Source organism: Candidatus Pelagibacter bacterium nBUS_27, from assembly GCF_051200985.1.
GTDB lineage: Bacteria > Pseudomonadota > Alphaproteobacteria > Pelagibacterales > Pelagibacteraceae > Pelagibacter.
In genome coordinates, this window is the sequence record NZ_CP172845.1 from 858,697 (window position 1) to 882,981 (window position 24,285).

Here is a 24,285-nt window from a genome sequence, read left to right on the forward strand (position 1 = left end):
AATGAAAACATATATTAAATTTTTAGTTACCGGGTTCACAAAATCATTTTTTAATGTTTTAATTACAATGACTGCTCTTATTTTAATATTAAATATTTTAAAGGAAATAGAGTTTTTTAGTAATAAAGATGTTAGTTCACTTTACCCAGTTTATCTCTCCGTTTTGAACTCAGCTTCAGTTATTTTTGAAATATTTCCATTTATTTTTTTAATAGCTACTCAATTTTTTTTTCTCAAATTATTTGATAACGATGAGATTAATATTTTTAAATATTCAGGCTTAAAAAATATGAACATAATTAAAATTTTAAGTTTAATAAGTTTTTTAATTGGAATTTTAATTGTTACAATATTTTATACTATGTCCTCAAACTTGCAAAGCCACTACCTGCAAGTAAAAAATCAATTTTCGAAAGATAAACTTCATTTAGCAGTTATAAATAAAAATGGTTTGTGGATTAAAGACACTTTAAACAAAAAGATAAGTATAATTAATTCCTCTAAAATAAATGATAATTTTTTGACCGACACCTTTGTAACAATATTTAATAAAGACTTTAAATTAATTAAAAGCTTTAAAAGTAATAAAATTGACATTAAAAATAATGAATGGCTTGTGTATGATGCAATCATTTTTGAGAACAACTCAAGTAAAAAAATTGATTTGATAAAATTCAATTCAAATTTTAATCAGCAAAGAATTGAAAGTTTGTTTTCAAATCTTTCCTCTTTATCCTTATTAAAGCTACTCGATTTAAGACGAAACTATAAATTATTGAATTATTCTCTTGTAGATGTTGATATGCAAATTTATAAGATTTGTACATATCCAATATTACTTGTTTTAATGACAATTTTATCTTCTATAATAATGTTCAATACTAAGAATTCTAATAGCAAGGTTATTAAAATAATAATTGGTTTATTTTTCTCTGTAGCAATCTATTATATAAATAATTTTTTTAATGTGATGGGATCTACAGAAAAAATCCCATTGATGATTTCCATATGGTCACCAATAATATTTTTAAGTTTGATCAACATGATAATGTTAACAACTATCAATGAAAAATAATTTTAGATATTTTTTAATCTATATTTTAGCGAGTTTAACTGTTGTTACAGCTGTAAAAGCTAACGATCAATTTATATTTGATATTACAGAACTTGAAATTTTAGATAATGGTAATCAGATTAATGGATATAAAGGTGGCACGGCAACAGCTAACAATGGAATTAAGATATTTGCTAATAATTTTTATTATAACAAAAAAACAAATATTCTAGAAGTATCAGGTAATGTTAAATTTACAGATGAATTAAATGATTTGGTTATCACATCTGATAAAGCAAAATATTTCAAAAATGAAGAAAAAATATTTACATATGGTAATTCTAAAGCAGTCAATAAAAATAATATCATCACAAGTTCAAATTTTGAATATGAAAAAAATAATAATATTATAAAAGCAATCAAAAATGTTAAAGTTGTTGACTTAAGTAAAGATGCTATTTTGAAGACAGATCAATTAATCTATCTTAAAAATGAAGAGAAGTTTATTACACGAGGCGAAACATATGCATTAATAGAAAATAAATATAATTTTTACTCAAAAGATGTTACTTATTTTAGAAATGAACTCATAATCTCATCTCAAAAAAAAACTTTAATTGAAGACGATGATAAAAATATCTATGAGCTAGATAATTTTAATTACTCTATAGACAAAAACCTTCTTAAAGGTAAAAATATCAAAATTTTATCTAATAATGATCCAACTAGCATAGATGAATATTTTTTTTCAGAAGGTTTTTTTAATTTAAAAGATAAAAGTTTTATTTCAAAAAAAACAAATGTTAAATTACATAAAAACATTTTTGATAACAGTGAAAATGATCCAAGACTTTATGGATCTTCTTCACAAGGAGATCAAAATCAAACTATTGTTAACAAGGGTATTTTTACTAGTTGCAAATTTAATGACAATTGCCCTCCCTGGAGTATAAAATCAGAAAAAATCGTTCATGATAAGATTAAAAAGAATCTTATTTATAAAAATGCGACTTTAAAGATATATGATGTGCCAGTTATGTATTTTCCTAAATTTTTTCATCCCGATCCGACAGTAAAAAGAAGATCAGGTTTTTTACAACCTCAATTTAATAATTCTGAAACTCTAGGCTCATCAATATATGTACCTTATTTTAAAACACTCGGTCCAGATAAAGATTTAACATTCAAACCAACAATATTTGAAGATAATAAGTATATTTTTCAAAATGAACTTAGAAAAAAAGGTAAAGATTATTCTTTAATCACTGATTTTGCATTAACAACAAATTATAAATCATCTTCAGACAACAAATCAAAAAATATTAATCATTTTTTTTTAAATTTTAAAAAAAATTTATTATTGCCGAATTTTATAAATAGTGAACTTGATATTGATATACAAAAAGTTAACAACGACACATACTTAAAAGTTTTTGCAAACAACCTAATCAATACAGCTTTAATGCCTAGTAATAAAGATTTAATGGAGTCTAAAGTAAATCTATATTTAGATAATGAAAGTTACAATTTTACTTCTGGATTCTCATCTTATGAAAAATTAGGTGTTAAAAATAGTGACAGATACCAATTTGTATTTCCTTATTATGATTTCTATAAAAATATTTTAACAGATAAAATTGATGGATTTATCTCTATTTCTTCAAATGGAAATAATATTCTTTCAAATACAAATAATTTACAGACACAGATTACAAATAATATTGAGTACAATTCAATTGATTATTTAACAGACAATGGTTTTAAAAATAATTTTAGTATATATTTAAAAAACAAAAATATAGTTGCTAAAAACGATTCCGTTTACACTTCAAGTCCTCAGTTCGATAGCATGAGCTTAATAAAACTAGATAGTATTTTTCCTATGAAAAAGGATAGTAAAACAAAAGTGGAAAGCTTAACTCCCAAAATTTCCTTTAAAATTAATCCAGGCAACAATATGAATGATTTTAGTCAAACAAATAAAATTGTGGACGCAAATAATGCATTTGACGCTAACAGATTAGGATTAGATGCTTTTGAAGCAGGTAAATCTCTAACAATTGGTCTTGACTACAAAATAGATAATAAAGAAATTTCAGCTAAAGAAAATGATAAAGACAAATATCTAGAATTTAATTTAGCAACTGTTATAAGAGATCAAAATGAAAACAATATACCTATCAGCTCAACTATAAATAAAAAAAACTCTGATATCTTTGGTTCTATAAATAATCATTTATTAGATAATATAAATTTTGGTTATAATTTTTCTTTAGACAATGATATGAAAACATTGAATTCAAATTCAATTAATAGTGAAATCAAAATAAATAATTTTGTAACGACATTTAATTTTATAGAAGAAAGAAATGAAATAGGATCAACTCATTCACTTTCTAATTCAACTGAATTTAAAATTAATGATAATAATTCGTTAAAATTTTCTACTAGAAGAAATAAAGAAATAAACTTAACTGAGTATTACGATTTAAGCTATGAATATAAAAATGATTGTTTAACAGCTGCTTTAAAATTTAATAAGGTATTTTATAAAGATAATGATTTAAAACCATCTGAAGATTTATTTTTTAGTATAACTCTTGTACCATTAACAACATACGAAAAAGAAATTTATAAAAGAAATTAGATAAAAATATTGAAGCTAATGAAAAAATCAAAAATTTTGATAAATCTAATTATTCTATTTTTTACCCTCATAAACAGCTCAATATCAATAGAAAATGAAATAATATTTAAAATAAATAATGAAATAATAACAAAGATTGATGTAGAAAATGAATACAGATATTTAATTGCATTAAATAAAAATTTAAAAAATCTCAATAAAAATGAAATCTTAGAAATATCAAAAAAGTCAATTGTTAAAGAAAAAATAAAGATTATAGAACTTTCTAAAAATTTTAAAAACCCAATAATTCCAGAAAAATATATAGAACTAATACTTCAAAATATTTACAATCAAATCGATATAGATAATCTAAATGATTTTAAAGGATATTTGATAAACAAGAATGTTAATTATCAGGATGTAATAAAGAAAATTGAAATTGAAGCATTGTGGAATGAATTAATTGTTGAAAAATTTTCTTCAAGAATAAAGATCAATAAACAAGAAATCCGAAATAGAATAATTGATAACAAGGATAAAACTACAAAATCATATTTAATGTCTGAAATTATTTTTGAAATTTCTAATTCCAGTGAATTAACAAGAAAATACGAGGAAATAAAAAAAACTATTAAAGAAAAAGGTTTTGATAATGCTGCTTTAACTCATAGCACTTCAGGCACATCTAACCTAGGAGGAAAACTAGGATGGATAAATGAAAATTCTTTAAACAAAAAATTAAGAGAAATTTTATCAAGTATTAAAGAAAATGAATTCACAGATCCTATAACAATACCTGGGGGTTTTATGATACTAAATATTAACAAAATAAAAGAAATTGAAACTTTTAAAAATATTGACGATGAAGTTGAAAAAATAATTAATTTAAAAAAAAATTCTCAACTTAATCAATTTTCTAAAATGTATTTTAATAAGATAAAAAATAATATGCAAATTAATGAAATATAAACCTATTATTATTGTAGCTGGAGAACCTAATAGTATATTTTTTGAAATTTTTTTGAAAACAGTTGCTCAAAATAACTTTAAAAGTCCAATAATTTTGGTTGGCTCTAAAAACTTGCTACAAAAACAAATAAAATTTTTTAAATCTAAAGTTAAATTTCATGAATTGGACTATTCAAAAGAAAAAAGAGAGATTAATTGTCCAAAAAAAATTAATTTAATTAATATTGAATATGATCAAGACCATTTATTTAAAAGAATTTCAAATAAATCTAATAAATATATTGATGGCTCTTTTCAAGTTGCTTTAGAAATATTGAATAAAGGAATTAGTAATAAACTTATTAATGGACCAATATCAAAAAAATATTTTTTAAAAGATAAATTCTATGGAATAACAGAGTATTTAGCAAAAAAAACTAATTCTAAAAATATAGTAATGATTATTTATAATAAGTCTCTTTCTGTATCTCCATTAACAACACACCTTCCTATTAAACATGTTGTAAAAAAAATTACCAAATCTCAGATTATTAATAAGGTTAAAACTGTTACTTCTTTTTGGGAAAAGCGTTTTAAAAAACTTCCAAGGATCGCTGTTACAGGATTAAATCCACATTGTGAAAGTTTTGATGTTGTTAATGAAGATGATAAAATTTTAAAACCTAGTATTAATTTTTTAAAAAAAAAAAATACTCTATTTCAGGACCTTTCCCTGCTGATACAATTTTTTTAAAAAATAATCGTAAAAAGTTTGATATAATTATTGGAATGTATCATGATCAAGTTTTGGCTCCTATAAAAACTCTATTTGAATATGATGCAATTAATATTACTGCTGGACTTCCTTTTATAAGAGTTTCTCCAGATCATGGTCCTAATGAGCAAATGCTTGGTAAAAATAAATCAAATCCTTTAAGTTTACTTAGGTCATTACAGTTTTTAGATTTTTAAGTGATTAGAGCCAAAAAAAGCTTAGGTCAAAATTTTCTTGTTGATCAAAATATTATTCAAAAAATAATAGGGACAGCTGATATTGAAGGTAAAGAAATTCTTGAAGTTGGACCAGGAACTGGAAATTTAACAAATGAAATTTTAAAAGCTAATCCGAAAAAACTATATTTAATTGAAAAGGACAATGAATTGTCTATTTCCTTAAAAAATAAATATAATGATAAGATCTCCCTCTACAATGAGGATATATTAAATTTTAACACACAATCTCTATCTAAAAACAAACTTACTGTTTTTGGAAATTTACCCTACAATATCTCAACTGAAATTCTATGTAACTGGATAATTAATTTAACTGATGAAAATTGTTGGTTTGAAGAGCTTATTTTGATGTTTCAAAAAGAGGTGGCTGATAGAATTATTGCAAACTATAATACATCAGCATATGGCAGGCTGGCAATTTTAGCAAACTGGAGACTTAATATAAAAAAAGTTTGCGACATAAGTCCTGAGTGTTTTTCACCTAAACCTAAAGTTGATAGTTCACTTCTTTATTTTGTTCCAAAAAATAACTTTGTTAGAATTAAAGATCCAAAAAATATTGAAAAAATTTCTAGAGTTTTTTTCAGTCAAAGAAGGAAAATGTTAAAAAAACCATACAATCAAATATTTAATGGAGATCAAAAAATTTTGGATACATTAAAAATTGATTTAAATTTAAGACCCCAAAATTTAAATTTTGACACTTATTATCAGTTAACCTGTGAATATGAAAAATTACGAAGTTAATTTTTCAACATGATTTCTAATATACTCTAAATCATAATCTTTAGAGCCATTAAACATTTCTGCTTTAATTAAATTAACTATTCTTGAATAACAACTTTGTAAATTATCATTAATTACTACATAATCATAATTTATCCAATGCAAAACGTCTCTACTAAATTGTTTCATTCTTTCATCGGCAATCAGTTTATCTTTCATATCTCTGTTGGATAGTCTCTCAAACAATACTTCTTTACTTGGGGGTAATATGAAAAATGTTATCAATTTATAATCTAACTTTTTATTTTTAATTTGATCTGCACCCTGCCAATCAATATCAAATAAAACATTTTTTCCTTTATCTAATTTATTTATTACAGGTGTTCTAGTTGTTCCATAAAAATTACTAAATACTTTTGCGTACTCTAGAAATTCTTCATTACTAATTAATCTTTTAAACTCGTCCTTATCAACAAAATAATAATCTTTATTATTTATTTCATTTGGTCTTGGTCGACGTGTCGTGTGTGAAATTGAGATTTCAAAGTTATCCATTTTGGATAACATTTTAACCAATGTAGTTTTACCCGCTCCAGATGGAGAGGATAAAACAATCATTACCCCATCATTTTCTGAGGGCATTTGAATTATTAGTTCGCTTTTCCTTCGATAAACTTAACTGCGTCACCTACAGTTAAAATTTTCTCAGCTTCACTATCTGAAATTTCAGATCCAAATTCTTCCTCAAAAGCCATCACTAACTCTACTGTATCTAAGCTATCTGCACCCAAATCGTCTATAAAACTAGATTCTTCATTTACTTTCGCTTCATCGATACCTAAATGATCTGCTACAATTTTTTTTACTTTGCTTGAAACGTCATCTGACATATTGATCCTTTTTGTTATAAATTCTTAATAGTTTAAAAAGCCATTTTGTCAAGCCATATACATGCCTCCATTAACATGTATTGTCTCCCCATTTATGTAATCAGACTGATCTGAGCATAAAAATAACACAGCATTTGCAATATCATCTGGCTCACCTAATCGTGCAGATGGTATTTTTGATACAATAATCTCTTTAAATTTATCGTCAATTTTATCTGTCATTGCTGTTTTAATAAATCCTGGTGAAATACAATTTACATTAATATGTTTCTTAGCATATTCTATTGCAAGACTTTTTGACATAGCAACAATCCCCGCTTTTGATGCTGTGTAGTTTGCTTGTCCTAAATTGCCAGTATGGCCTACTACAGAAGTAATATTTACAATTTTTCCAGATTTATTTTTAAGCATTTTTTTAATAGCAAATTTACTCATTAAAAAAGTTGAGGTTAAGTTTATATTTATAACTTTTTGCCATTCATCCAAACTCATTCTAATTGCAAGGTTATCTTGTGTTATTCCAGCATTATTTACTATACCATCTAAGCTTCCACCTAATTCATTAGTAGCATTTTCGACAAACTCTTCAATTTTATCACTTTGCGAGATGTCAAATCTTAATATCTTAATATTTTTGAAATTTTTTTTAAGCTCTTCTAGCTTTTCAATTCTAGTTCCAGAAGCCAAAATATTTGCACCCGATTCATTTAATTTTTTAATTATAGAGTTTCCTATTCCACCCGATGCACCAGTAACAATGATATTTTTATTTTCTAAATTGCTCATATTTTTAAACCTTCAATATCTCCTTGATTATTAATAGTGTCTATTTTTACTTCCTTGCTAATTCTTTTAACCAAACCTGATAAAACTTTTCCCGGACCTATTTCAATAAAATGATTTATATCATTATTAATCATATTAATCACACTTTCTCTCCATCGAACTCTATTTTCAATTTGTTTAATTAATAAATCCTTAAGCTCGTTGGTGTTTGATATTTCTTTTGCTGTAACGTTTGAAATCAGTTTATTGTCACCTTTTATAAAGTTCAATTTATTTAGTTCTTCGCTCATGATGTTTGTTGCTTTATTCATCAAATTACAGTGAAAAGGTGCACTTACAGGTAACTTGATATTCTTAATATTATTTTCTTTTAGAATTATAATTAATTTATCTAAATCTTCTATTTTTCCACTTAATACAATTTGACCTTCAGAGTTATCATTGGCAATTTGAGCACTTAAACTTTGCTCATTATCTTTTAATATTTTTTCGATTGTTTCAACAGTTGAACCTAATACTGCAACCATACCCCCCTGTCCTTTAGGAACTGAGTTTTGCATAGCATCTCCTCTTATTCTTAAGATTTTTAAAGTATCAGAAAAACTTAGATATCCCGCACATGATAGCGCAGAATATTCTCCTAAAGAATGTCCAGCAAAATATTTTGCTTTACTTAAGTTAATATTAAATTCTTTATTAATTACGTTGTAAATTGAATAGCTAATTAAAAAAATTGCTGGCTGAGTATTTGCCGTTAAGTCTAACTTGTCTTTAGGGCCCTCTAGTATAAGCTTAGATATAGGAAAATTTAGCGTATCATCTGCTTCTTTAAAGAGATTTTTAACAATATCAAACTTGTCAAAGAATTCCTTTCCCATTCCAACCATTTGTGATCCTTGACCTGGAAAAATTACTGAAAACATATAAAAAAAACTATCTATTTTGCCTTTTTAACTATTGTAATTGAACATTTATAATAGTATATCCTCACTTTTTATTAAAGAACTTAAATGAATTTATACGAACATACTATTATAGCTAGACAAGATACTTCACCAAGTGAAATTAAGCAATTAACAGAAAAATATTCTAAAATTGTTGAAAAAAATGAGGGTGAAATTGTTAAAACTGAAAATTGGGGATTACTAAACTTATCATACTTAATTAAAAAAAATAAAAAAGGTAGCTACATTCACTTTAAGATTAAAGGTAAAGGAAATGTAATAGATGAGCTGGAAAAAAATGAAGCAATTGATAAAAAATTATTAAGATACTTAACAGTAAGAGTTAAAAAATTTGATCTAGAAGCTAATTACTTTGCTAAAAGAGAAGATGAAGATAAAAAAGAAAGCTACAGAAATTAATTATGCCTAAAAGACAAAGTGGAAATAAAAAAGGTAAGCAGAGTAACTTTGCGAAATTAAGTATTTTTCAACCAAATAAATATAAATTCAAAAAAACATGTCCACTATCAGCAAAAGGTGCGCCTGCTGTTGATTATAAAAATGTAAGACTTCTAAAGAAATATATGTCTGAAAATGGAAAAATTTTACCCTCAAGAATTACTAATGTTTCTCAAAAGAAACAAAGAGAATTATCTCTTTCAATTAAAAGAGCTAGAAACTTAGCATTAATATAAAAATGAAAGTTATTTTATTAGAAAACGTAAAGAGAATTGGTTCTATTGGTGAAGTGATAGAGGTTAAAAGAGGCTATGCTAGAAATTTTTTAATTGCTAACAAAAAAGCATTGTACGCTTCAAAGGAAAATATTTCAGAAGTTGAAAAAATAAAAGCAGACTTGTCAAAAAAAGATAGTGAAAAGAAGAAAGAAGCTACTCAAATTTCAGAACAAATTAATGGCAAAGAATATGCAGTTAAAAAACTAAGCACTGAAAATAACGAATTATATGGTTCAGTTAAACCAACTGAAATTTCAAAACTTATTCAAGATGAAAATAAAATTGAAATCAAGCCTTCAATGATACAACCAGTTGAAGAAATTAAATCTTTAGGAAAATTCAAAGTAAAAGTTTCTTTGCACTCAGAAGTTGATGCTGAAATTACAATCAGTGTTACATCAGCTGATACGATCCAATAATTATACATTCTTTTCCCCAACATTTATTAGCAATTTTAATTAAAAAATAATTCTGTAAATTATTATTTATGGAGAACAATCTAAGCATCGTTAAAGATCAATTCAAAGAATTACCAAATAACATTGAAGCTGAACAAGCAGTTATTGGATCTATATTAGTTAGTAACGATATCTTTGATGAAATTAGCACAATAATTTCAAGTATTAATTTTCATGATCCAATGCATCAAAAAATTTTTGAGGCGATTGAAAGTTTAATTTATAAAGGGATGCTCGCTAACCCTATTACACTTAAAAATTATTTTGAAGATGAGAAAGATGATTTAAATGTTCCAGAATATCTAGTTAAAATTACAAAATTTTCTACATCAGTTCGTCAAGCAGTTGAATACTCAAAAATAATTTATGATATGTTTGTAAGACGAGAATTAATTAAAATTTCAGAACAAACCATTGATAGTGCAAAACTAAATGAGCTAGATACCAATGGTCAAACAATTATTGAAAATTCGGAAAGACTATTATTTGATTTAGCAGAAAAAGGCTCTTTTAACTCATCACTAGTTAAATTTGATGAAGCCATGAAACAAACAATCGAAATGGCATCTGCTGCTTATAAAAATGTGGAAGGTATTGTGGGTGTTCCAACAGGTCTTAGAGATTTAGATGATAAACTCGGTGGTCTTCACCAGTCAGATTTAATTATTATTGCTGGACGACCTTCTATGGGTAAGACATCTCTTGCAACAAATATCGCTTTTAATGCAGCACAAAAATTACAAGACAGTGGAAAAAAATCATCTATCGCTTTCTTTTCACTAGAAATGTCTTCTGAACAATTATCTACAAGAATTATTTCAGAACAAGCAAGAATTAGCTCAAATGATATTAGAAGAGGAAGAATTTCAGATGAACAATTTGATAAATTTTTAGAAACTTCAAAAAATATTGCTGAACTTCCATTGTATATCGATGAGACGCCAGCAATTAGTATTGCCGCAATGAGTAACAGAGCTAGAAGAATTAAAAGATTATTTGGTCTTGATATGATTGTAGTTGATTATATTCAGTTAATGAGAGGAACAACCTTTAACAAAGATGGAAGAGTTCAAGAAATCTCACAAATCACACAAGGTTTAAAAGCAATTGCAAAAGAATTGGCTGTTCCTGTTGTGGCTTTATCTCAACTTTCAAGACAAGTTGAACAAAGAGATGATCATAAACCTCAGTTAGCTGATCTTAGAGAGTCTGGTTCAATTGAACAGGATGCAGATGTTGTAATGTTTGTTTACAGAGAAGGATATTATTTACAAAGAAAAGAACCAAGAGAAGCAACGGTTGAACATGCAGAGTGGCAAGCAAAAATGAATGAAGTTGCTCACTTAGCTCAAATTATAATAGGTAAACAACGACACGGTCCAATAGGCAATGTAACTCTTGAGTTTGAAGAGAGATTCACTAAATTTAAAGATACTCAAATTAATTAAATTCCAATATAAAAGAGCTAATGTTTGCTCAATTGTATCATAATAGAGTTCTGAAAAACCCAAAATCAGTATTTATTATACTTATTATTGCAATATTAAGCTTTGGGTATTATTCCAAAGATTTCAGATTAGATGCATCTTCTGAAACACTATTGTTAGAGGGTGATCCTGATTTAACCTATCTTCAAGAAGTAACTGAAAGATATGGTTCAAAAAAATTTTTAATTCTTACTTATACTCCAAATGAAGGAATGGTAACTGACAGCTCAATTAATAATCTTTTAAGTTTAAAATATAAAATTCAAAGTCTTAATTGGGTTCATAGCGTCATCACTCTTTTAGATATACCTCTTTTAAGTAATTCAGACTCTCCTCTACAAGAAAGACTTCAAAGTTTTAAAACATTAAAAGATGAGGGAGTAGATAAAAATCGTGGGTTTAAAGAAATTTTAAACAGTCCTGTGTTTAGAAATTATGTTATTAGTGAAGATGGTAATACGAGCGGTATTATAGTTAACATCAAAGAAAATAAAAAATTAGAAAATATTAAAGATTTATCAAAAGACGAAGTAGAAATTTACAAGGATAAGATTAAAAAACAAAATCATGAAAATATATTAGAGATTAGACAAGTTATTCAAAGTTATGGAGATGTAGGTAAGATTTATCTTGGAGGAATTCCAATGATAGCTGATGACATGATGACTTTCATTAAAAGTGATATTGTAGTTTTTGGTATAGGAGTTCTTTTATTTATTATTACAACTTTATGGTTTGTCTTTAGACAGTTAATTTGGATTATTGTTCCAATTTGTAGTTGCTTATTCTCAGTTGTAATTATGATGGGCTTACTAGGAATTCTAGGTTGGAAGGTAACAGTTATTTCTTCTAACTTTATTGCATTAATGCTTATTTTAACAATGGCGATGAATATTCATATGAGTACTCGCTTTCTTCAGCTAAAAAAAGATTACCCTGCTAAAAATAATTTAGAAATTATATCTCTTACAACAAATAAAATGTTTTGGCCTATTTTGTATACAGTCTTTACCACTGTCTTTGCCTTTTTATCTCTTATCTTTAGTGGAATTAAACCAATTATTGATTTTGGGTGGATGATGACTTTTGGATTAATCACATCATTTATTATTACCTTCACCCTTCTTCCAACTCTTTTAAATTTTACACCAACAAAAAATACAACTCTTAAAAAAGAACAAGATTCAAAAATTACAAATTATTTAGGTCTTCTTTCAATAAATAATAAAAATACAATTTTTGGATTAACTGGAATTATTATTATTTTGAGCATAATTGGAATTAGCAAGCTCGAAGTAGAGAATAGCTTTATTAATTACTTTAATAAAAATACTGAAATTTATAAGGGAATGAAACTTATAGACGAAGAATTAGGTGGTACTACTCCACTTGAGGTAATTCTAAAATTTCCTGTAGTTAAAAATAAAGATTTATCGACTGAAGATGATGAGTTTGAAGATTGGGATGATGAAGAGGATAAGAATGATGAAAAATATTGGTTTACTAAAGATAAAGTTGATAAAATAGCATCAGTTCACAATTATCTAGATAGCCTACCAGAAGTTGGAAAAGTTTTATCTTTTTCATCTATCATTGATGTTGCAACACAACTGAACAACAACAAGCCTCTTGGTACTTTGGAAATGGGCGTTTTGTATTCTAAAATTCCAGAAAGTATAAAAACAGAAATTATTGATCCCTATTTATCTATTGAAAACAATGAAGCTAGAATAAGTTTAAGAATAATTGACTCCCAAAAAGACTTAAGAAGAAATGATTTAATAAATAAAATAAATTTTGATCTTAAAGATAAAATAGGATTAGAGGAAAGTGAATTTAAATTAGCTGGAGTTTTAATTTTATTTAATAATTTATTACAAAGTTTATTTAAATCACAAATTCTTACTTTAGGGTTGGTAATGATTGGAATTTTTTCAATGTTCGTAATTTTATTTAGAAATATTAAATTGTCTTTAATTGGAGTAGTTCCTAATTTTATTGCAGCATTTTTTATTTTAGGAATTATTGGTCTTCTTGGCATCCCATTAGATATGATGACCATTACTATAGCGGCAATAACTATCGGCATAGCTGTAGACAATAGTATTCACTATATTTATAGATTTAAAGAAGAATTTGATAAGATTAAAGATTACAATAAAACTTTAAAAAGATGTCATTCAACAGTTGGTATTGCAATATTGAATACATCCATCACTATTGTTTTTGGTTTTTCAATTTTAGTTTTATCAAAATTTATTCCTACAATTTATTTTGGTGTGTTTACAGGACTTGCAATGTTACTTGCAATGATCTCTGTTTTAACTTTGTTACCCGCTTTGATCTTAACTATTAAACCTTTTGGAAGATAGTTGGTAATGATTGATAGTTTAAAAGATTTTTATAATTTAATATCTGTAATTGATCTAATCTACATAATTATTACCTTCTTATCACTTGTTACTTGTTACAAAAAAGGATTTGTCTTAAGTATTTTATCAATGGCTAAATGGTTACTTGCCTACATCATTACTCTAATTTTATTTCCAAGAATAAAACCATACATTGAGGATATTATTGATAACGAGTATGTCTTAGATGTTGGGTTGGGAATTGCTATTTTTATATTGGTTATTTTTTTAGTATTACTTGTGAATAAAGGAATTAGTAAAGCAGTAAGTTACACTGGTATCGGAGGATTAGATTCTACCTTTGGATTCTTTTTTGGGTTTATTCGAGCATATATAATTTCAGTTTGTATTTTCTCTGGCTTTCATATTGTCTACAATTACGATAAATGGCCTATAAATATAGAGCAATCATACATCTTTCCTTACCTTGAAAAAGGTAGTAATTATCTCATAAAAGAATTTCCTAATGAAAAAACATATCAAGATTCTAAAGAAAAAATTGAAGAACTTTGATCCTAAATTAAAAGAAGAATGTGGTGTATTTGGCATAAGTAATTCAAAAGATGCCTCTGCTTTAACAGCTCTTGGTCTTCATGCTCTTCAACACCGTGGTCAAGAAGGCTGTGGAATAGTTTCTTTTGACGGTGAAAAGTATTACTCCGAAAAAAGATTTGGCTTAGTTGGAGACAACTTTAATAAAGAAAAAGTTCTTAAAAATCTTAAAGGAAACCATGCTATTGGTCATAACAGGTACAGCACAACTGGTGAAAATACATTAAGAAATATCCAGCCTTTTTTTGCAGATACTAATGCAGGTGGAATTGGAGTTGCTCATAATGGAAACTTAACAAACTCTATTGCACTTAGAAATAAATTGGTTGAAGATGGAGCTATTTTTTACTCAACATCTGATACAGAAACTATTGTTCAATTAATTGCTAAATCTAAACGACCCAAAACAATTGATAAAGTCGTAGATGCAGTGTTCCAAATTCAAGGAGGTTATGCCTTAGTGATGTTAACACAAAATTCATTGATTGGTGTTAGAGATCCATTTGGGATTAGACCACTTGTTATTGGAAAATTAGGTAACAGCTATGTACTTGCATCAGAAACTTGTGCATTGGATATTATTGGTGCTAAATTTGTGAGAGATGTTGAAAATGGTGAGATTGTTTTAATTGAAAATGATAAATTAGAAAGTATCAAACCCTACCCTCCAAAAAAAGTAAGGCCTTGTGTTTTTGAATATATTTATTTTGCAAGACCTGACAGTATTCTTGATGGTAAAACTGCTTATGAGCATAGAAAAAATATTGGAATTGAGCTTGCTAAAGAAAATAATATTGAGGCAGATATAGTAGTTCCTGTTCCAGACAGTGGCAATGCAGCTGCTCTTGGCTTTGCCCAATATTTAAAAATAAATTATGAACATGGTTTAATTAGAAATCACTATGTGGGAAGAACATTTATTGAACCAAGTCAAAAAATTAGAAGCTTAGGAGTTAAGCTAAAATTAAATGCAAATCAAACAACTATTAAAGATAAACGAATTATTTTAATTGATGACTCGCTTGTAAGAGGAACTACCTCTCATAAAATTGTTAAAATGTTATATGATGCAGGGGCTAAAGAAGTGCATGTTAAAATTGCATGTCCTGAAATCAGATATCCAGATTTTTATGGAGTTGATACTCCAACCAAAAAGGAATTGTTAGCTGCTAATAAGACAAATGAGGAAATTTGTGAGTATATTGGAGCTAAATCTCTAAAATTTTTATCTCTTGAAGGATTATATAAAGCAATTGGTTTTGACAAAAGAAATGATACTTACCCACAGCTTACGGATCATTATTTTACAGGGGACTATCCTGTAAAACCTATTGATCAATTAGGAGACAATAAAGTAACTCAATTATCCTTATTAAGCACTGGTTCTAACAATTAAATAGAAAAAATTTATTTTTTAATAATTATCTTTAAATTCTAAATTTAAATATTATCTAGATATATATGATCAAATCTAAAGAACAAATAATAGATTATTTTAAATCAGGAATTAAACAGACAAAAGATTTTAGGATTGGGATTGAGCATGAAAAATTTTTGTTCAGTAACATTGATAATAAAAGAATTAATTATTCAAAAATTAAAGAGATGTTTGCTGCTCTTTTAGAATTTGGCTGGAATCCAATTTTAGAGAAAAAAAATATTATAGGGCTAAACAAAGGTGGCAAAAATATTACTCTTGAACCTGGAAACCAAATAGAATTATCAGGTGATAAACTTAATCATATTCATGAAGCTTGTGCAGAGTCTCAGGATTATCTATTTGAATTAAGACAAGTTACTCAAAAATTAGGTATTAATATTGTAAGTGCTGGATTTGATCCTATTTCAAAATTAGATGAAATTCCAAATAACCCCAAACAACGATATGAGTTAATGACTAAGGACATGCCACTTGGGGGAGAACTAAGTTTAGATATGATGTATCGAACTTGTGGTACACAATTAAATATCGATTATAATTCTGAAGAAGATTTTAAAAAAAAATTTAAAGTTGTTAATTCCATAGTCCCAATTTCAATTGCTTTATTTGCAAACTCAGCAATTGTTGAAAAGAAAAAAAGTAATTATTTATCATATAGATCCAAAGTTTGGCAAAGCACCTCGAGGGGAGGACTTCCTAAATTATTTTTTGAAGAATTAGATTTTGAAAAATATGCAGAGTTTTCAATAAATTTTCCAATTTTATTTATTCAACATGAAGGGTCATATATTTCTGGAAGAAAATATACATTTAAAGATTTTATGGAGGGTAAAATTAATGAGATTGGAAACAGACTACCGACCGAAAATGATTTAACTACTCACTTAAGTACAATTTTTACAGAAAATAGATTAAAGAAATATATTGAACTTAGATCAATGGATACTTGTGGTTGGGATTGTCTATGTTCAGGACCCGCTTTCAATGTTGGGATGCTATATGGAAATTTAAATGAAGTTTATGAGTTAATTTCGACTTGGGATAAAGATAGAATTATTAATGCATATCTAGAAGCTCCCAAAAAAGGATTTAATACTCAACTTATGGGTAAAGATCTACTTTATTGGGCAGGTACATTATTAGATTTATCTAAAAAAGGATTAGAGGACAGAGATATTTTGAATAAACACGGAAAAAATGAGACATTATTTTTAAATCATTTGCAAAAAGTAATTGATAATAAAACTACTAATGCAGATCATATGATTAGTAAATTTTCTAAAACTGAAGATTTAAGTGAATTATATGACAAATAAAATCGTTGCTATTCAAGGAAATCACCCCTCAAAATTAAACTCTGAAACAGACACAAGTGTTTTTCTTGCTCATGAGATTCAAAGCAAAAACTACAGGATATTTTATTATGACCCAAAAGATTTGTCAGTAATTAATTCAAAAGTAATTGCCTCAGGATTTTTTATAAAGTTTAATTATAAAGATAAAAAATTTTTTAAAATCTTAAAAAAACAAAAACTAAATCTTACAAAATGTAAATTTATTCTAATTCGTCAAGATCCTCCTTTTAATCTTGAATATATTTCGGCAACATACATTCTTGATACAATTAAAGATAAAGTTAAAATTTTAAACAACCCTACTTCAATTAGAAACGTATCTGAAAAACTATATTCTGCAAGATACCAAAAATTTATGCCAAGTACTATTTTTACTCAAAATATAAGTGAAATTAAAAACTTTTTTAAGATACATAAAAAAGTAATTATAAAACCTATCCATAGTTACGGTGGGAATGATATTCATCTTTTAAACAAATTTAATCCTAAACTAATTTATCAATTTATCAAAAAGCATGATCACATAATGTGTCAAAAATTTTTACCTAAGATTAGCAAAGGTGATAAAAGAGTTTTTTTATTAAATGGTCAAGTATGTGGTGCAATATCTAGAGTTCCTAAACATGGTTCTTTTTTAAGTAACATGAGCAAAGGTGCAAAACCAATTAATGTCCAATTAACCAAAACAGAGCATAAAATTTCAAAATTAATTGCTAAAGATCTTAAAAAAGAAAATATTTTTTTTGCTGGAATAGATTTTATAGATCAAAAATTAAATGGTGATATCAATGTTACATCACCTACTGGATTAAAAACATTATACGATTTATCAGGAGTTAATCTTGCAAAAATATTCTGGGAAAAATTAAAAGCATGACAAATTTATCTGACCAACAAAAAGGATCTTTTTTAGCATTTGTTGCGGTAATGTTTATTACACCTGATAGTTTATTTATTAGATTATCGAATGTGGATACTTGGGGTTTAGTATTTTATCGTGGAATGATTCCGTTTTTTACTGTCTTGATTGGAATGTTAATCGTTTATAAATCCAATTTTTTTAAGATGTTATTTAATAGTGGTTACCATGGTTTAATTTTTATAACTACTTTCTCTATTACTAATATTACTTTTGTAGTCTCTATCCAAAACACTAATGTAGCTAATACTTTAGTCATGATTGCAATGGCACCTATGTTGTCTGCAATTTTAGGTGCTATTTTCTTAAAAGAGATACCTGATCAAAAAACTTGGGTTGCAATTGCAGTAACATTTTTAGCTGCAGTTTATATTTTCTACGACTCGCTTCAATTAGGGAATGTTTATGGGGATATTTTAGGTTTTATCACAGGTCTTGGACTTGCAATTAATGCTGTGACTATTAGATCGGCTAAGAAAAAAAACTTACTACCTGCAGCAGTTGTCGGGAAATTGTGTGTTGCAATATTCGCTATGTTTTTTATTGAAACCTACACTTTAGTTGACCGAGATTTATTTATTGTACCATTAATGAGTATTATGTGTGTTGCTATTCCTTTTGTGCTTGTAACGATTGCTCCTAGATTTATCCCTGCTGAAGAGGTGAATTTATTCTTCCTATTAGAGACTATTATTGGTCCATTCTGGGTTTGGATGGTAATTAAAGAACAGCCTAGTATTGAGACCATTCAAGGCGGATTAGTCATAATTTTAACAATTGCGATTCACTCATTCCTAAAGCTTAGAAAATCATAAACCTCTAAATACATTTAACTTGATTTGGCCACAAATCAGAAATAGATACCGATTCAGATGGAAAAAGTATTAAAAAATTCATGGGCATTATTTTTAGGTATGGGGGCACTTATGCTTGCTTATGGATTTCAAGGATCCTTGCTTGGAGTTAGAGCTGTAAAAGAAGAATTTAGTTTAACAGCAACAGGGTTTATGATGTCTGGTTACTTTGTTGGTTACTTTATTGGTGCTAAAACTATTCCACAAATAATTTCTCGTGTAGGACATATCAGAGTGTTTGCAGCTTTTGCTTCTGTTGCTTCATTAGTAGTTTTAATTCATGCTATATACGTTAGCCCTTTTGTATGGTTTCTATTAAGGGTGCTTACAGGTATAAGTATGGTTTCTATTTATACTGTTGCTGAAAGTTGGTTGAATGATAGAGCAAGTAATAAAAATAGAGGCAGTGTCTTGTCCGTCTATATGGTCATCTTATATGGTGCTATGGGGCTTGGAATGTTTTTACTTAACTTTAGTGATCCATTAAACTTTGAACCCTTTATATTAATTTCAGTCATAACTTCAGCTGCACTAATTCCAATATTACTTACAAAAAGAAAAGCTCCAACGTTTAAAAAGATATCAACTATGTCTTTACAGGAAGCATTTATCTCATCTCCATTTGGGATGGTCAGTGCATTTTTTTATGGAACTATTCAATCTGCATTATTCACACTGCTAGCAGTATATGCAGCAACAATGAATTTTTCTATTTTTCAAATTTCATTAGTTACCTTTATGCTTGCGGTATCAGGTGCAATTTCTCAATGGCCTATTGGAAAATTGTCCGATATGTTTGATAGAAGAAGAGTAATTATTATAGTGACTTTTGCATCAGCATTCTTTGCTTTTTGTGCAATTTTATCTTCAAGACAAATGTATTTACCAGGTGAGTTAGCAACCAGTAAATTTTGGTTTTATGTTTTTTTAATTTTATTTTCTTTTTGTAGTCTTCCAATGTTCTCTTTAATTTTAGCACATACCAATGATTTTATCCCTAAAGAAAAATTTGTTGCAGCAGGTGCTAGTTTACAGTTTACATTTGGTATGGGTGCTATGGGTGGCCCTTTTTTGTGTTCAGTATTTATGGGTTTCGTTGGACCTAATGGTTTTTTTATATTCTTAATATTTTTTCATTCTTTAATTGGAATTTATGGACTTTATAGATCAAAAGTTAGACCTGTTGTTGAAAATCCAGATTCTCAATTCGTTGCAATGCCACAATCAATTACGCCAGCTGGTATTGAATTAAACCCTTCAACTGAACCTATTGAAGAACCGGTTAAACCATCTTTAGAACCTGTAATTGAAGAAAACAAACCTAATAGTTTTTAGTATTTTAATTATTCTAAAGATTTGATCTGAGAGTAAATCTTATCTTTATTTGTTTGACCAATGGTTCGTGATAATTCTTTGCTATCTTTATAAACAACAATTGTTGTCCAATAATTAATACCTAAAGATTTTGCGATTTTTTTATCTTTCGTTTGTTCAAAGCTTAAAAATATTACATCTTTGAAATCTTGTTTGGCTTTGTCTAATACTTTTATTTGTTTAGCACAAGTTGTGCAGGTCTTGTTCCATGAATGGATTACAACAGTTTTTCCCTCTAATTGTGATTTTTCAAAAATCTCATTAGTAAAAGTAGTTTCTTTACTTACAGCAACTGAATTAAGGCCAAATATTAAAAGTATAAAGATTAGAATATTTTTCATAATTAGAAGTAATCTACACCCAACTAGTATTTCTGTAATTAAACAAATTGTCTCTATGACCTTACTTTAATAACCTAACTTTCTATCAATTTGATTAATAAGTTCCTTTTTTTCTAAAAAAAGTTTGAGATTTTTAAAGAATATCTTTAACACCATCTCAATATAGTTGCCTTGACTATCTGATGAAATATGTGGTGTGATTATTAAATTTGGCGTATCCCAAAGATTAGAGTCTTTTGGTATGGGTTCGTGAGAAAATACATCTAAAATGGCACCCGCTATTTCATTTTTTTCTAATTTAATTCTTAAAGCCTCATAATCTAACACTGAGTGCCTACCAATGTTAACAATACCACACGTCGATTTAAGACTATCTAGTCTAGTCTTATTAATTAATCCTTTTGTTTCTTCTGTTTCAGGAACTGCGAGATATAAAAAATCAGCACTTGGCAATACTTCATCTATTTTATCAAAGGTAATTACTTTTGAGCAACCCTCAACACTTTTTCCTTTTCGATTAACCCCAATAACTTCAGCTCCAAGTTTACTTATATGCTTTATCATTGAGCCACCTAAAGATCCGGTTCCAACTACAACAACTTTAAAACCTTCAATAGGTTTACTTAGTAAAGTAACAAACTCTTTATTTTTTTGATTTGTAACAATTTTAGTCATTTGATTTTGAAGCATTAAGATGCTCATTAAACCAAATTCTCCTGCTTTTTTAGCATGCACGCCACTACTGTTTGTTAAAACTAAATCTTCTTTCATCCAATCAAAGGGAGATAGATGGTTAACTCCGGCAGAACTTACGTGTATCCATTTAAGCTTTGGAGCTATAGCTTTAATATTTTCTGTTGGGAATTGCCAACCAAGCAAAATATCTGCTTCTTTCATAGAAGTTAGATAATTATCATCATCCCAATCTATTAAATAATCTATCTTTTCTCTAATTCCTCGAAATTGACTTAGTCCTTTTTCAAATTCTTCTTTAGTTATTGTACTATGCTTTTCACCTTCTGGATCACAAGGTAAAAAACCTTCTTTCCAGTGGTTATTTCTTATATGAATTTTAATTTTATTCATTTGTTAATTATTATCTTATCTTTAATTTCTTTTAATAAAAAATATATTATCATATAGATTAATAAAAATATTATGCCTTCATTTGATGTAATCAGTAAAATTAATTATCAAGAATTTGATAATGCCTTAGCTAATTGTTTAAGAGAGATTAGTAATCGATATGATTTTAAAGGACTAAATATTTCAATTGAACGAAAAGATAAAAATATCACTACACTTGCATCAGATGAGTTAAAGCTAAAACAAGTCAATGAACTGTTAGAAACTCATCTTGTAAGAAGAAAAGTGGATCCAAGAGTACTAAGTGTTAAAAATTCAGAAGGTGCATCAGGTGGAACCATTCGACAGGTTAGTGAATTAAAAGAAGGAATAAGCCAAGAAAATGCAAAAAAGATCATTGGGGACATAAAGAAACTTAAGCTTAAAATACAGATTAAAATCCAAGGAGAAGAATTAAGAGTAGATGGAAAAAAAAGAGATGATCTCCAGGATGCGATAGCTGCAATCAAAACTATCGACATTGGTTTACCAATTGAATTTATAAATTTTAGGGATTAATCTTAAATAAATGAAAAAAATATTATTTCTACTTTTTGTATCCATAATCTTTTTATCTACAATTAATTCAAAAGTTTACGCAAAAAATTATAAAATTGGTGATATCATAGAAGATATTTTTATTATTAATAATAAATTTAAAATAAATTTACCTAAGGGTAAATGGATTTTAGCTGAAAAAAATGCTTATGATTATTACATTACAAATAAAGTTTTAACCCTACTAAGAATTGAAAATAATAAGGTTAAAGAAGCAATTTCAATTTCTGAATGGAAAACTGCAGGAGTTCATGAAGATATTGTAAATAATGCACTTTTAGAAATACTGTTTAAAAATAAATACGATGGTTGTTATGAAAAACCAGAATATATCGTATTAGAATTATACAAAAAAGGATCATCACATAATTGTTTTTGGGTAGGTCACCATGATTTAATTAAACACATTTACAATCCAGATAATCCAGAATTAAGAACTGCTAATACTCAGTTAAAAATGTGGTTAAAACAAAACAATGTTTCATTACCTAAGGTTGCTCTCTATAGCGAACATTCATATTTCTCAAGGTTAAAATTGGGAAAGTGGTTTTATGTTGTTTATATTGTAGATCCAAAAATTTTGAATGCTCCAGATAATAAATTTATCGAAGAAAATATGTCAGAATATCACAAACATAATATTGATAATTATCCTGAACATAAAAAAATAATGGAAAAATGGATTTCAATTTCAGCTCAAAGACATATTGATTTTGAAAATTCAATAGGAGTATTAAATAGACATAAGTTAAGTTTAATCAAACTTTCTCCATCTAGCAAAATAATCAGTAAAAACTCCTCAAATGATATTGTAAATCAAATAAAAAAACTAAACGAACTTTATAAGGCGGGAATTATAACTATTGATGAGTTTGAAAAAGCTAAGAAAAAACTCTTAAATTAGTAATTTACAGGATAAGCTAGTGTCTAGACTAAAGACTTTTGAGATGTTTCAATGTCTTGAAATAAATCGCTTAAAGACTAATCAATTTAAGTAACAAACTAGTAACAAGACATTAATTCAAAAAATTGATAAATTGAAACTATGAAAAAACTTTTAGGGATCATGGTTCTGGGTTTGTTTAGTTACCCTCTTGAATAAGGGTAACTAAATTTTTTTGATTAACCTTTTTGATTAGCCATCATAGCTTTAATAGCTTTTCTTGCATTAGCATCATCTAATACTGGTTTAACGATAGGAAAAGTGCATGCTCCAGACCAACCCATGATCCATGCTGTTAGCGATTCTTGATTATCTGTATCAACTATTATTAAGCCACTTCCATTAGCTGCATCATGCCAACGACCAATTTGTTTTACATCAGCAGGGTATTCTCCAGCAATTTGTTCATCAGTCATATTTGCAAAAAAGGCTTGCGTCTCTGCTTGCTTGTCTCGATCTAATTGATATGTACACATGAAAATCATTTTATTATCCTTGGTTAAGTTGTTATTTGTATTTATCTACTTTTAACCTAACAGCAATTATAGGAGATGGCCACGCCTCAGTCTTATTGAATTTAGATATAGGATTTTATAGGATAATTTGAAACAAAAGAGATAAATCAATAAATGGAACAGTGTGAATAAAAAAAACGCAAGTAAACTGTGGAAAATGATACAGGAAGCTGGCGATTATTTGGGGAGTTAGCGGTACAACCTAATCCACATTAAGCTGCATT

At 27.4% G+C, this 24,285-nt stretch carries 24 protein-coding genes and 1 pseudogene; 18 read left to right on the top strand and 7 right to left on the bottom strand.

Going from position 1 to position 24,285, the window contains the following annotated elements; translation table 11 throughout:
* The first annotated feature begins 1 nt into the window (after position 1).
* The 5 genes and pseudogenes from ACIJYG_RS04715 to rsmA all read left to right on the top strand — a co-directional run bounded on the left by ACIJYG_RS04715 (position 2) and on the right by rsmA (position 6,392).
* Positions 2 to 1,075: an LptF/LptG family permease gene (locus ACIJYG_RS04715; RefSeq protein WP_435095679.1), complete on the top strand. Its 1,074-nt coding sequence runs from the start codon at positions 2 to 4 to the stop codon at positions 1,073 to 1,075.
* A complete protein-coding gene (locus tag ACIJYG_RS04720; RefSeq protein ID WP_435095682.1) occupies positions 1,065 to 3,701 on the top strand; it encodes an LPS-assembly protein LptD in 2,637 nt (878 codons plus the stop codon). The genes ACIJYG_RS04715 and ACIJYG_RS04720 overlap by 11 nt, the downstream gene beginning before the upstream one ends.
* Positions 3,702 to 3,719: 18 nt before the next feature.
* The gene (locus ACIJYG_RS04725; RefSeq protein WP_435095689.1) at positions 3,720 to 4,652 is read left to right on the top strand and encodes a peptidylprolyl isomerase; all 933 of its coding nucleotides are present in this window, start codon (positions 3,720 to 3,722) and stop codon (positions 4,650 to 4,652) included.
* A pseudogene (locus ACIJYG_RS04730) lies at positions 4,642 to 5,603 on the top strand (4-hydroxythreonine-4-phosphate dehydrogenase PdxA). Before ACIJYG_RS04725 ends, ACIJYG_RS04730 begins: the two are co-directional and overlap by 11 nt.
* Positions 5,604 to 6,392, top strand: coding sequence for a 16S rRNA (adenine(1518)-N(6)/adenine(1519)-N(6))-dimethyltransferase RsmA (gene rsmA, locus ACIJYG_RS04735; protein WP_435095699.1), 789 nt, complete (start codon positions 5,604 to 5,606; stop codon positions 6,390 to 6,392).
* Here rsmA and gmk read toward each other — a convergent pair.
* From gmk to fabD, 4 genes are read right to left on the bottom strand one after another with little or no spacing between them, the layout of a single operon-like run.
* Complete coding sequence (gene gmk, locus ACIJYG_RS04740) at positions 6,381 to 7,013, bottom strand: guanylate kinase (RefSeq protein WP_435095702.1); 633 nt, start codon at positions 7,011 to 7,013, stop codon at positions 6,381 to 6,383. The genes rsmA and gmk overlap by 12 nt on opposite strands.
* A gap of 8 nt (positions 7,014 to 7,021) precedes the next feature.
* Entirely contained in the window at positions 7,022 to 7,261 is a 240-nt protein-coding gene (locus ACIJYG_RS04745; protein ID WP_435095704.1) for an acyl carrier protein, read from the bottom strand.
* Positions 7,262 to 7,309: 48 nt separating this feature from the next.
* A complete protein-coding gene (gene fabG, locus ACIJYG_RS04750) occupies positions 7,310 to 8,047 on the bottom strand; it encodes a 3-oxoacyl-ACP reductase FabG (protein ID WP_435087642.1) in 738 nt (245 codons plus the stop codon).
* Entirely contained in the window at positions 8,044 to 8,970 is a 927-nt protein-coding gene (gene fabD, locus ACIJYG_RS04755; protein WP_435095707.1) for an ACP S-malonyltransferase, read from the bottom strand. Before fabD ends, fabG begins: the two co-directional genes overlap by 4 nt.
* 87 nt (positions 8,971 to 9,057) lie before the next feature.
* Between fabD and rpsF the strand changes: the two genes are divergently transcribed.
* The 11 genes from rpsF to ACIJYG_RS04810 all read left to right on the top strand — a co-directional run bounded on the left by rpsF (position 9,058) and on the right by ACIJYG_RS04810 (position 20,540).
* Positions 9,058 to 9,411, top strand: coding sequence for a 30S ribosomal protein S6 (gene rpsF, locus ACIJYG_RS04760; protein ID WP_435087645.1), 354 nt, complete (start codon positions 9,058 to 9,060; stop codon positions 9,409 to 9,411).
* 2 nt (positions 9,412 to 9,413) lie between these two features.
* Positions 9,414 to 9,686, top strand: coding sequence for a 30S ribosomal protein S18 (gene rpsR / locus ACIJYG_RS04765; RefSeq protein WP_435085215.1), 273 nt, complete (start codon positions 9,414 to 9,416; stop codon positions 9,684 to 9,686).
* Positions 9,687 to 9,688: 2 nt separating this feature from the next.
* On the top strand, positions 9,689 to 10,147 hold the full coding sequence (gene rplI / locus ACIJYG_RS04770; RefSeq protein ID WP_435095709.1) for a 50S ribosomal protein L9: 459 nt from the start codon (positions 9,689 to 9,691) through the stop codon (positions 10,145 to 10,147).
* Between the two features lie 68 nt (positions 10,148 to 10,215).
* Entirely contained in the window at positions 10,216 to 11,634 is a 1,419-nt protein-coding gene (locus ACIJYG_RS04775; RefSeq protein WP_435095712.1) for a replicative DNA helicase, read from the top strand.
* A gap of 20 nt (positions 11,635 to 11,654) precedes the next feature.
* Positions 11,655 to 14,045, top strand: coding sequence for an efflux RND transporter permease subunit (locus ACIJYG_RS04780; RefSeq protein WP_435095715.1), 2,391 nt, complete (start codon positions 11,655 to 11,657; stop codon positions 14,043 to 14,045).
* Positions 14,046 to 14,051: 6 nt separating this feature from the next.
* A complete protein-coding gene (locus tag ACIJYG_RS04785) occupies positions 14,052 to 14,597 on the top strand; it encodes a CvpA family protein (protein ID WP_435095718.1) in 546 nt (181 codons plus the stop codon).
* Positions 14,551 to 16,032, top strand: a complete 1,482-nt coding sequence (gene purF, locus ACIJYG_RS04790; protein ID WP_435095721.1) for an amidophosphoribosyltransferase — start codon at positions 14,551 to 14,553, stop codon at positions 16,030 to 16,032. Before ACIJYG_RS04785 ends, purF begins: the two co-directional genes overlap by 47 nt.
* Before the next feature lie 65 nt (positions 16,033 to 16,097).
* Complete coding sequence (locus ACIJYG_RS04795) at positions 16,098 to 17,393, top strand: glutamate--cysteine ligase (protein ID WP_435095724.1); 1,296 nt, start codon at positions 16,098 to 16,100, stop codon at positions 17,391 to 17,393.
* Positions 17,383 to 18,309 (top strand): glutathione synthase, encoded by a 927-nt coding sequence (gene gshB / locus ACIJYG_RS04800; protein WP_435095727.1) that lies wholly within the window; start codon positions 17,383 to 17,385, stop codon positions 18,307 to 18,309. The genes ACIJYG_RS04795 and gshB overlap by 11 nt, the downstream gene beginning before the upstream one ends.
* The gene (locus ACIJYG_RS04805; RefSeq protein WP_435095730.1) at positions 18,306 to 19,166 is read left to right on the top strand and encodes a DMT family transporter; all 861 of its coding nucleotides are present in this window, start codon (positions 18,306 to 18,308) and stop codon (positions 19,164 to 19,166) included. The genes gshB and ACIJYG_RS04805 overlap by 4 nt, the downstream gene beginning before the upstream one ends.
* Before the next feature lie 57 nt (positions 19,167 to 19,223).
* On the top strand, positions 19,224 to 20,540 hold the full coding sequence (locus ACIJYG_RS04810) for an MFS transporter (protein ID WP_435095733.1): 1,317 nt from the start codon (positions 19,224 to 19,226) through the stop codon (positions 20,538 to 20,540).
* Between the two features lie 8 nt (positions 20,541 to 20,548).
* Here ACIJYG_RS04810 and ACIJYG_RS04815 read toward each other — a convergent pair whose 3' ends face one another.
* The gene (locus ACIJYG_RS04815; RefSeq protein WP_435095736.1) at positions 20,549 to 20,920 is read right to left on the bottom strand and encodes a TlpA family protein disulfide reductase; all 372 of its coding nucleotides are present in this window, start codon (positions 20,918 to 20,920) and stop codon (positions 20,549 to 20,551) included.
* Positions 20,921 to 20,986: 66 nt separating this feature from the next.
* Positions 20,987 to 22,006: a D-2-hydroxyacid dehydrogenase gene (locus tag ACIJYG_RS04820; protein ID WP_435095739.1), complete on the bottom strand. Its 1,020-nt coding sequence runs from the start codon at positions 22,004 to 22,006 to the stop codon at positions 20,987 to 20,989.
* A 72-nt stretch (positions 22,007 to 22,078) separates the two neighbouring features.
* On the opposite strand from ACIJYG_RS04820, the gene ACIJYG_RS04825 reads away from it, so the two are divergent.
* Together ACIJYG_RS04825 and ACIJYG_RS04830 are read left to right on the top strand one after the other, a co-directional pair.
* On the top strand, positions 22,079 to 22,564 hold the full coding sequence (locus tag ACIJYG_RS04825) for a YajQ family cyclic di-GMP-binding protein (protein ID WP_435095742.1): 486 nt from the start codon (positions 22,079 to 22,081) through the stop codon (positions 22,562 to 22,564).
* Positions 22,565 to 22,574: 10 nt separating this feature from the next.
* A complete protein-coding gene (locus ACIJYG_RS04830) occupies positions 22,575 to 23,507 on the top strand; it encodes an SHOCT domain-containing protein (protein WP_435095745.1) in 933 nt (310 codons plus the stop codon).
* Positions 23,508 to 23,725: 218 nt separating this feature from the next.
* On the opposite strand, the gene ACIJYG_RS04835 is transcribed toward ACIJYG_RS04830, so the two are convergent.
* Positions 23,726 to 24,022 (bottom strand): DUF3303 domain-containing protein, encoded by a 297-nt coding sequence (locus ACIJYG_RS04835; RefSeq protein WP_415295683.1) that lies wholly within the window; start codon positions 24,020 to 24,022, stop codon positions 23,726 to 23,728.
* Positions 24,023 to 24,285: the final 263 nt, after the last annotated feature.

What these genes read in the sequence shown, in the direction of transcription:
- ACIJYG_RS04715 (WP_435095679.1), top strand. Translation starts at nt 2, where the DNA reads ATGAAAACATATATTAAATTTTTAGTTACCGGGTTCACAAAATCATTT.
- ACIJYG_RS04720 (WP_435095682.1), top strand. Translation starts at nt 1,065, where the DNA reads ATGAAAAATAATTTTAGATATTTTTTAATCTATATTTTAGCGAGTTTA.
- ACIJYG_RS04725 (WP_435095689.1), top strand. Translation starts at nt 3,720, where the DNA reads ATGAAAAAATCAAAAATTTTGATAAATCTAATTATTCTATTTTTTACC.
- gmk (WP_435095702.1), bottom strand. Translation starts at nt 7,013, where the DNA reads ATGCCCTCAGAAAATGATGGGGTAATGATTGTTTTATCCTCTCCATCT.
- ACIJYG_RS04745 (WP_435095704.1), bottom strand. Translation starts at nt 7,261, where the DNA reads ATGTCAGATGACGTTTCAAGCAAAGTAAAAAAAATTGTAGCAGATCAT.
- fabG (WP_435087642.1), bottom strand. Translation starts at nt 8,047, where the DNA reads ATGAGCAATTTAGAAAATAAAAATATCATTGTTACTGGTGCATCGGGT.
- fabD (WP_435095707.1), bottom strand. Translation starts at nt 8,970, where the DNA reads ATGTTTTCAGTAATTTTTCCAGGTCAAGGATCACAAATGGTTGGAATG.
- rpsF (WP_435087645.1), top strand. Translation starts at nt 9,058, where the DNA reads ATGAATTTATACGAACATACTATTATAGCTAGACAAGATACTTCACCA.
- rpsR (WP_435085215.1), top strand. Translation starts at nt 9,414, where the DNA reads ATGCCTAAAAGACAAAGTGGAAATAAAAAAGGTAAGCAGAGTAACTTT.
- rplI (WP_435095709.1), top strand. Translation starts at nt 9,689, where the DNA reads ATGAAAGTTATTTTATTAGAAAACGTAAAGAGAATTGGTTCTATTGGT.
- ACIJYG_RS04775 (WP_435095712.1), top strand. Translation starts at nt 10,216, where the DNA reads ATGGAGAACAATCTAAGCATCGTTAAAGATCAATTCAAAGAATTACCA.
- ACIJYG_RS04780 (WP_435095715.1), top strand. Translation starts at nt 11,655, where the DNA reads ATGTTTGCTCAATTGTATCATAATAGAGTTCTGAAAAACCCAAAATCA.
- ACIJYG_RS04785 (WP_435095718.1), top strand. Translation starts at nt 14,052, where the DNA reads ATGATTGATAGTTTAAAAGATTTTTATAATTTAATATCTGTAATTGAT.
- purF (WP_435095721.1), top strand. Translation starts at nt 14,551, where the DNA reads ATGAAAAAACATATCAAGATTCTAAAGAAAAAATTGAAGAACTTTGAT.
- ACIJYG_RS04795 (WP_435095724.1), top strand. Translation starts at nt 16,098, where the DNA reads ATGATCAAATCTAAAGAACAAATAATAGATTATTTTAAATCAGGAATT.
- gshB (WP_435095727.1), top strand. Translation starts at nt 17,383, where the DNA reads ATGACAAATAAAATCGTTGCTATTCAAGGAAATCACCCCTCAAAATTA.
- ACIJYG_RS04805 (WP_435095730.1), top strand. Translation starts at nt 18,306, where the DNA reads ATGACAAATTTATCTGACCAACAAAAAGGATCTTTTTTAGCATTTGTT.
- ACIJYG_RS04810 (WP_435095733.1), top strand. Translation starts at nt 19,224, where the DNA reads ATGGAAAAAGTATTAAAAAATTCATGGGCATTATTTTTAGGTATGGGG.
- ACIJYG_RS04815 (WP_435095736.1), bottom strand. Translation starts at nt 20,920, where the DNA reads ATGAAAAATATTCTAATCTTTATACTTTTAATATTTGGCCTTAATTCA.
- ACIJYG_RS04820 (WP_435095739.1), bottom strand. Translation starts at nt 22,006, where the DNA reads ATGAATAAAATTAAAATTCATATAAGAAATAACCACTGGAAAGAAGGT.
- ACIJYG_RS04825 (WP_435095742.1), top strand. Translation starts at nt 22,079, where the DNA reads ATGCCTTCATTTGATGTAATCAGTAAAATTAATTATCAAGAATTTGAT.
- ACIJYG_RS04830 (WP_435095745.1), top strand. Translation starts at nt 22,575, where the DNA reads ATGAAAAAAATATTATTTCTACTTTTTGTATCCATAATCTTTTTATCT.
- ACIJYG_RS04835 (WP_415295683.1), bottom strand. Translation starts at nt 24,022, where the DNA reads ATGTGTACATATCAATTAGATCGAGACAAGCAAGCAGAGACGCAAGCC.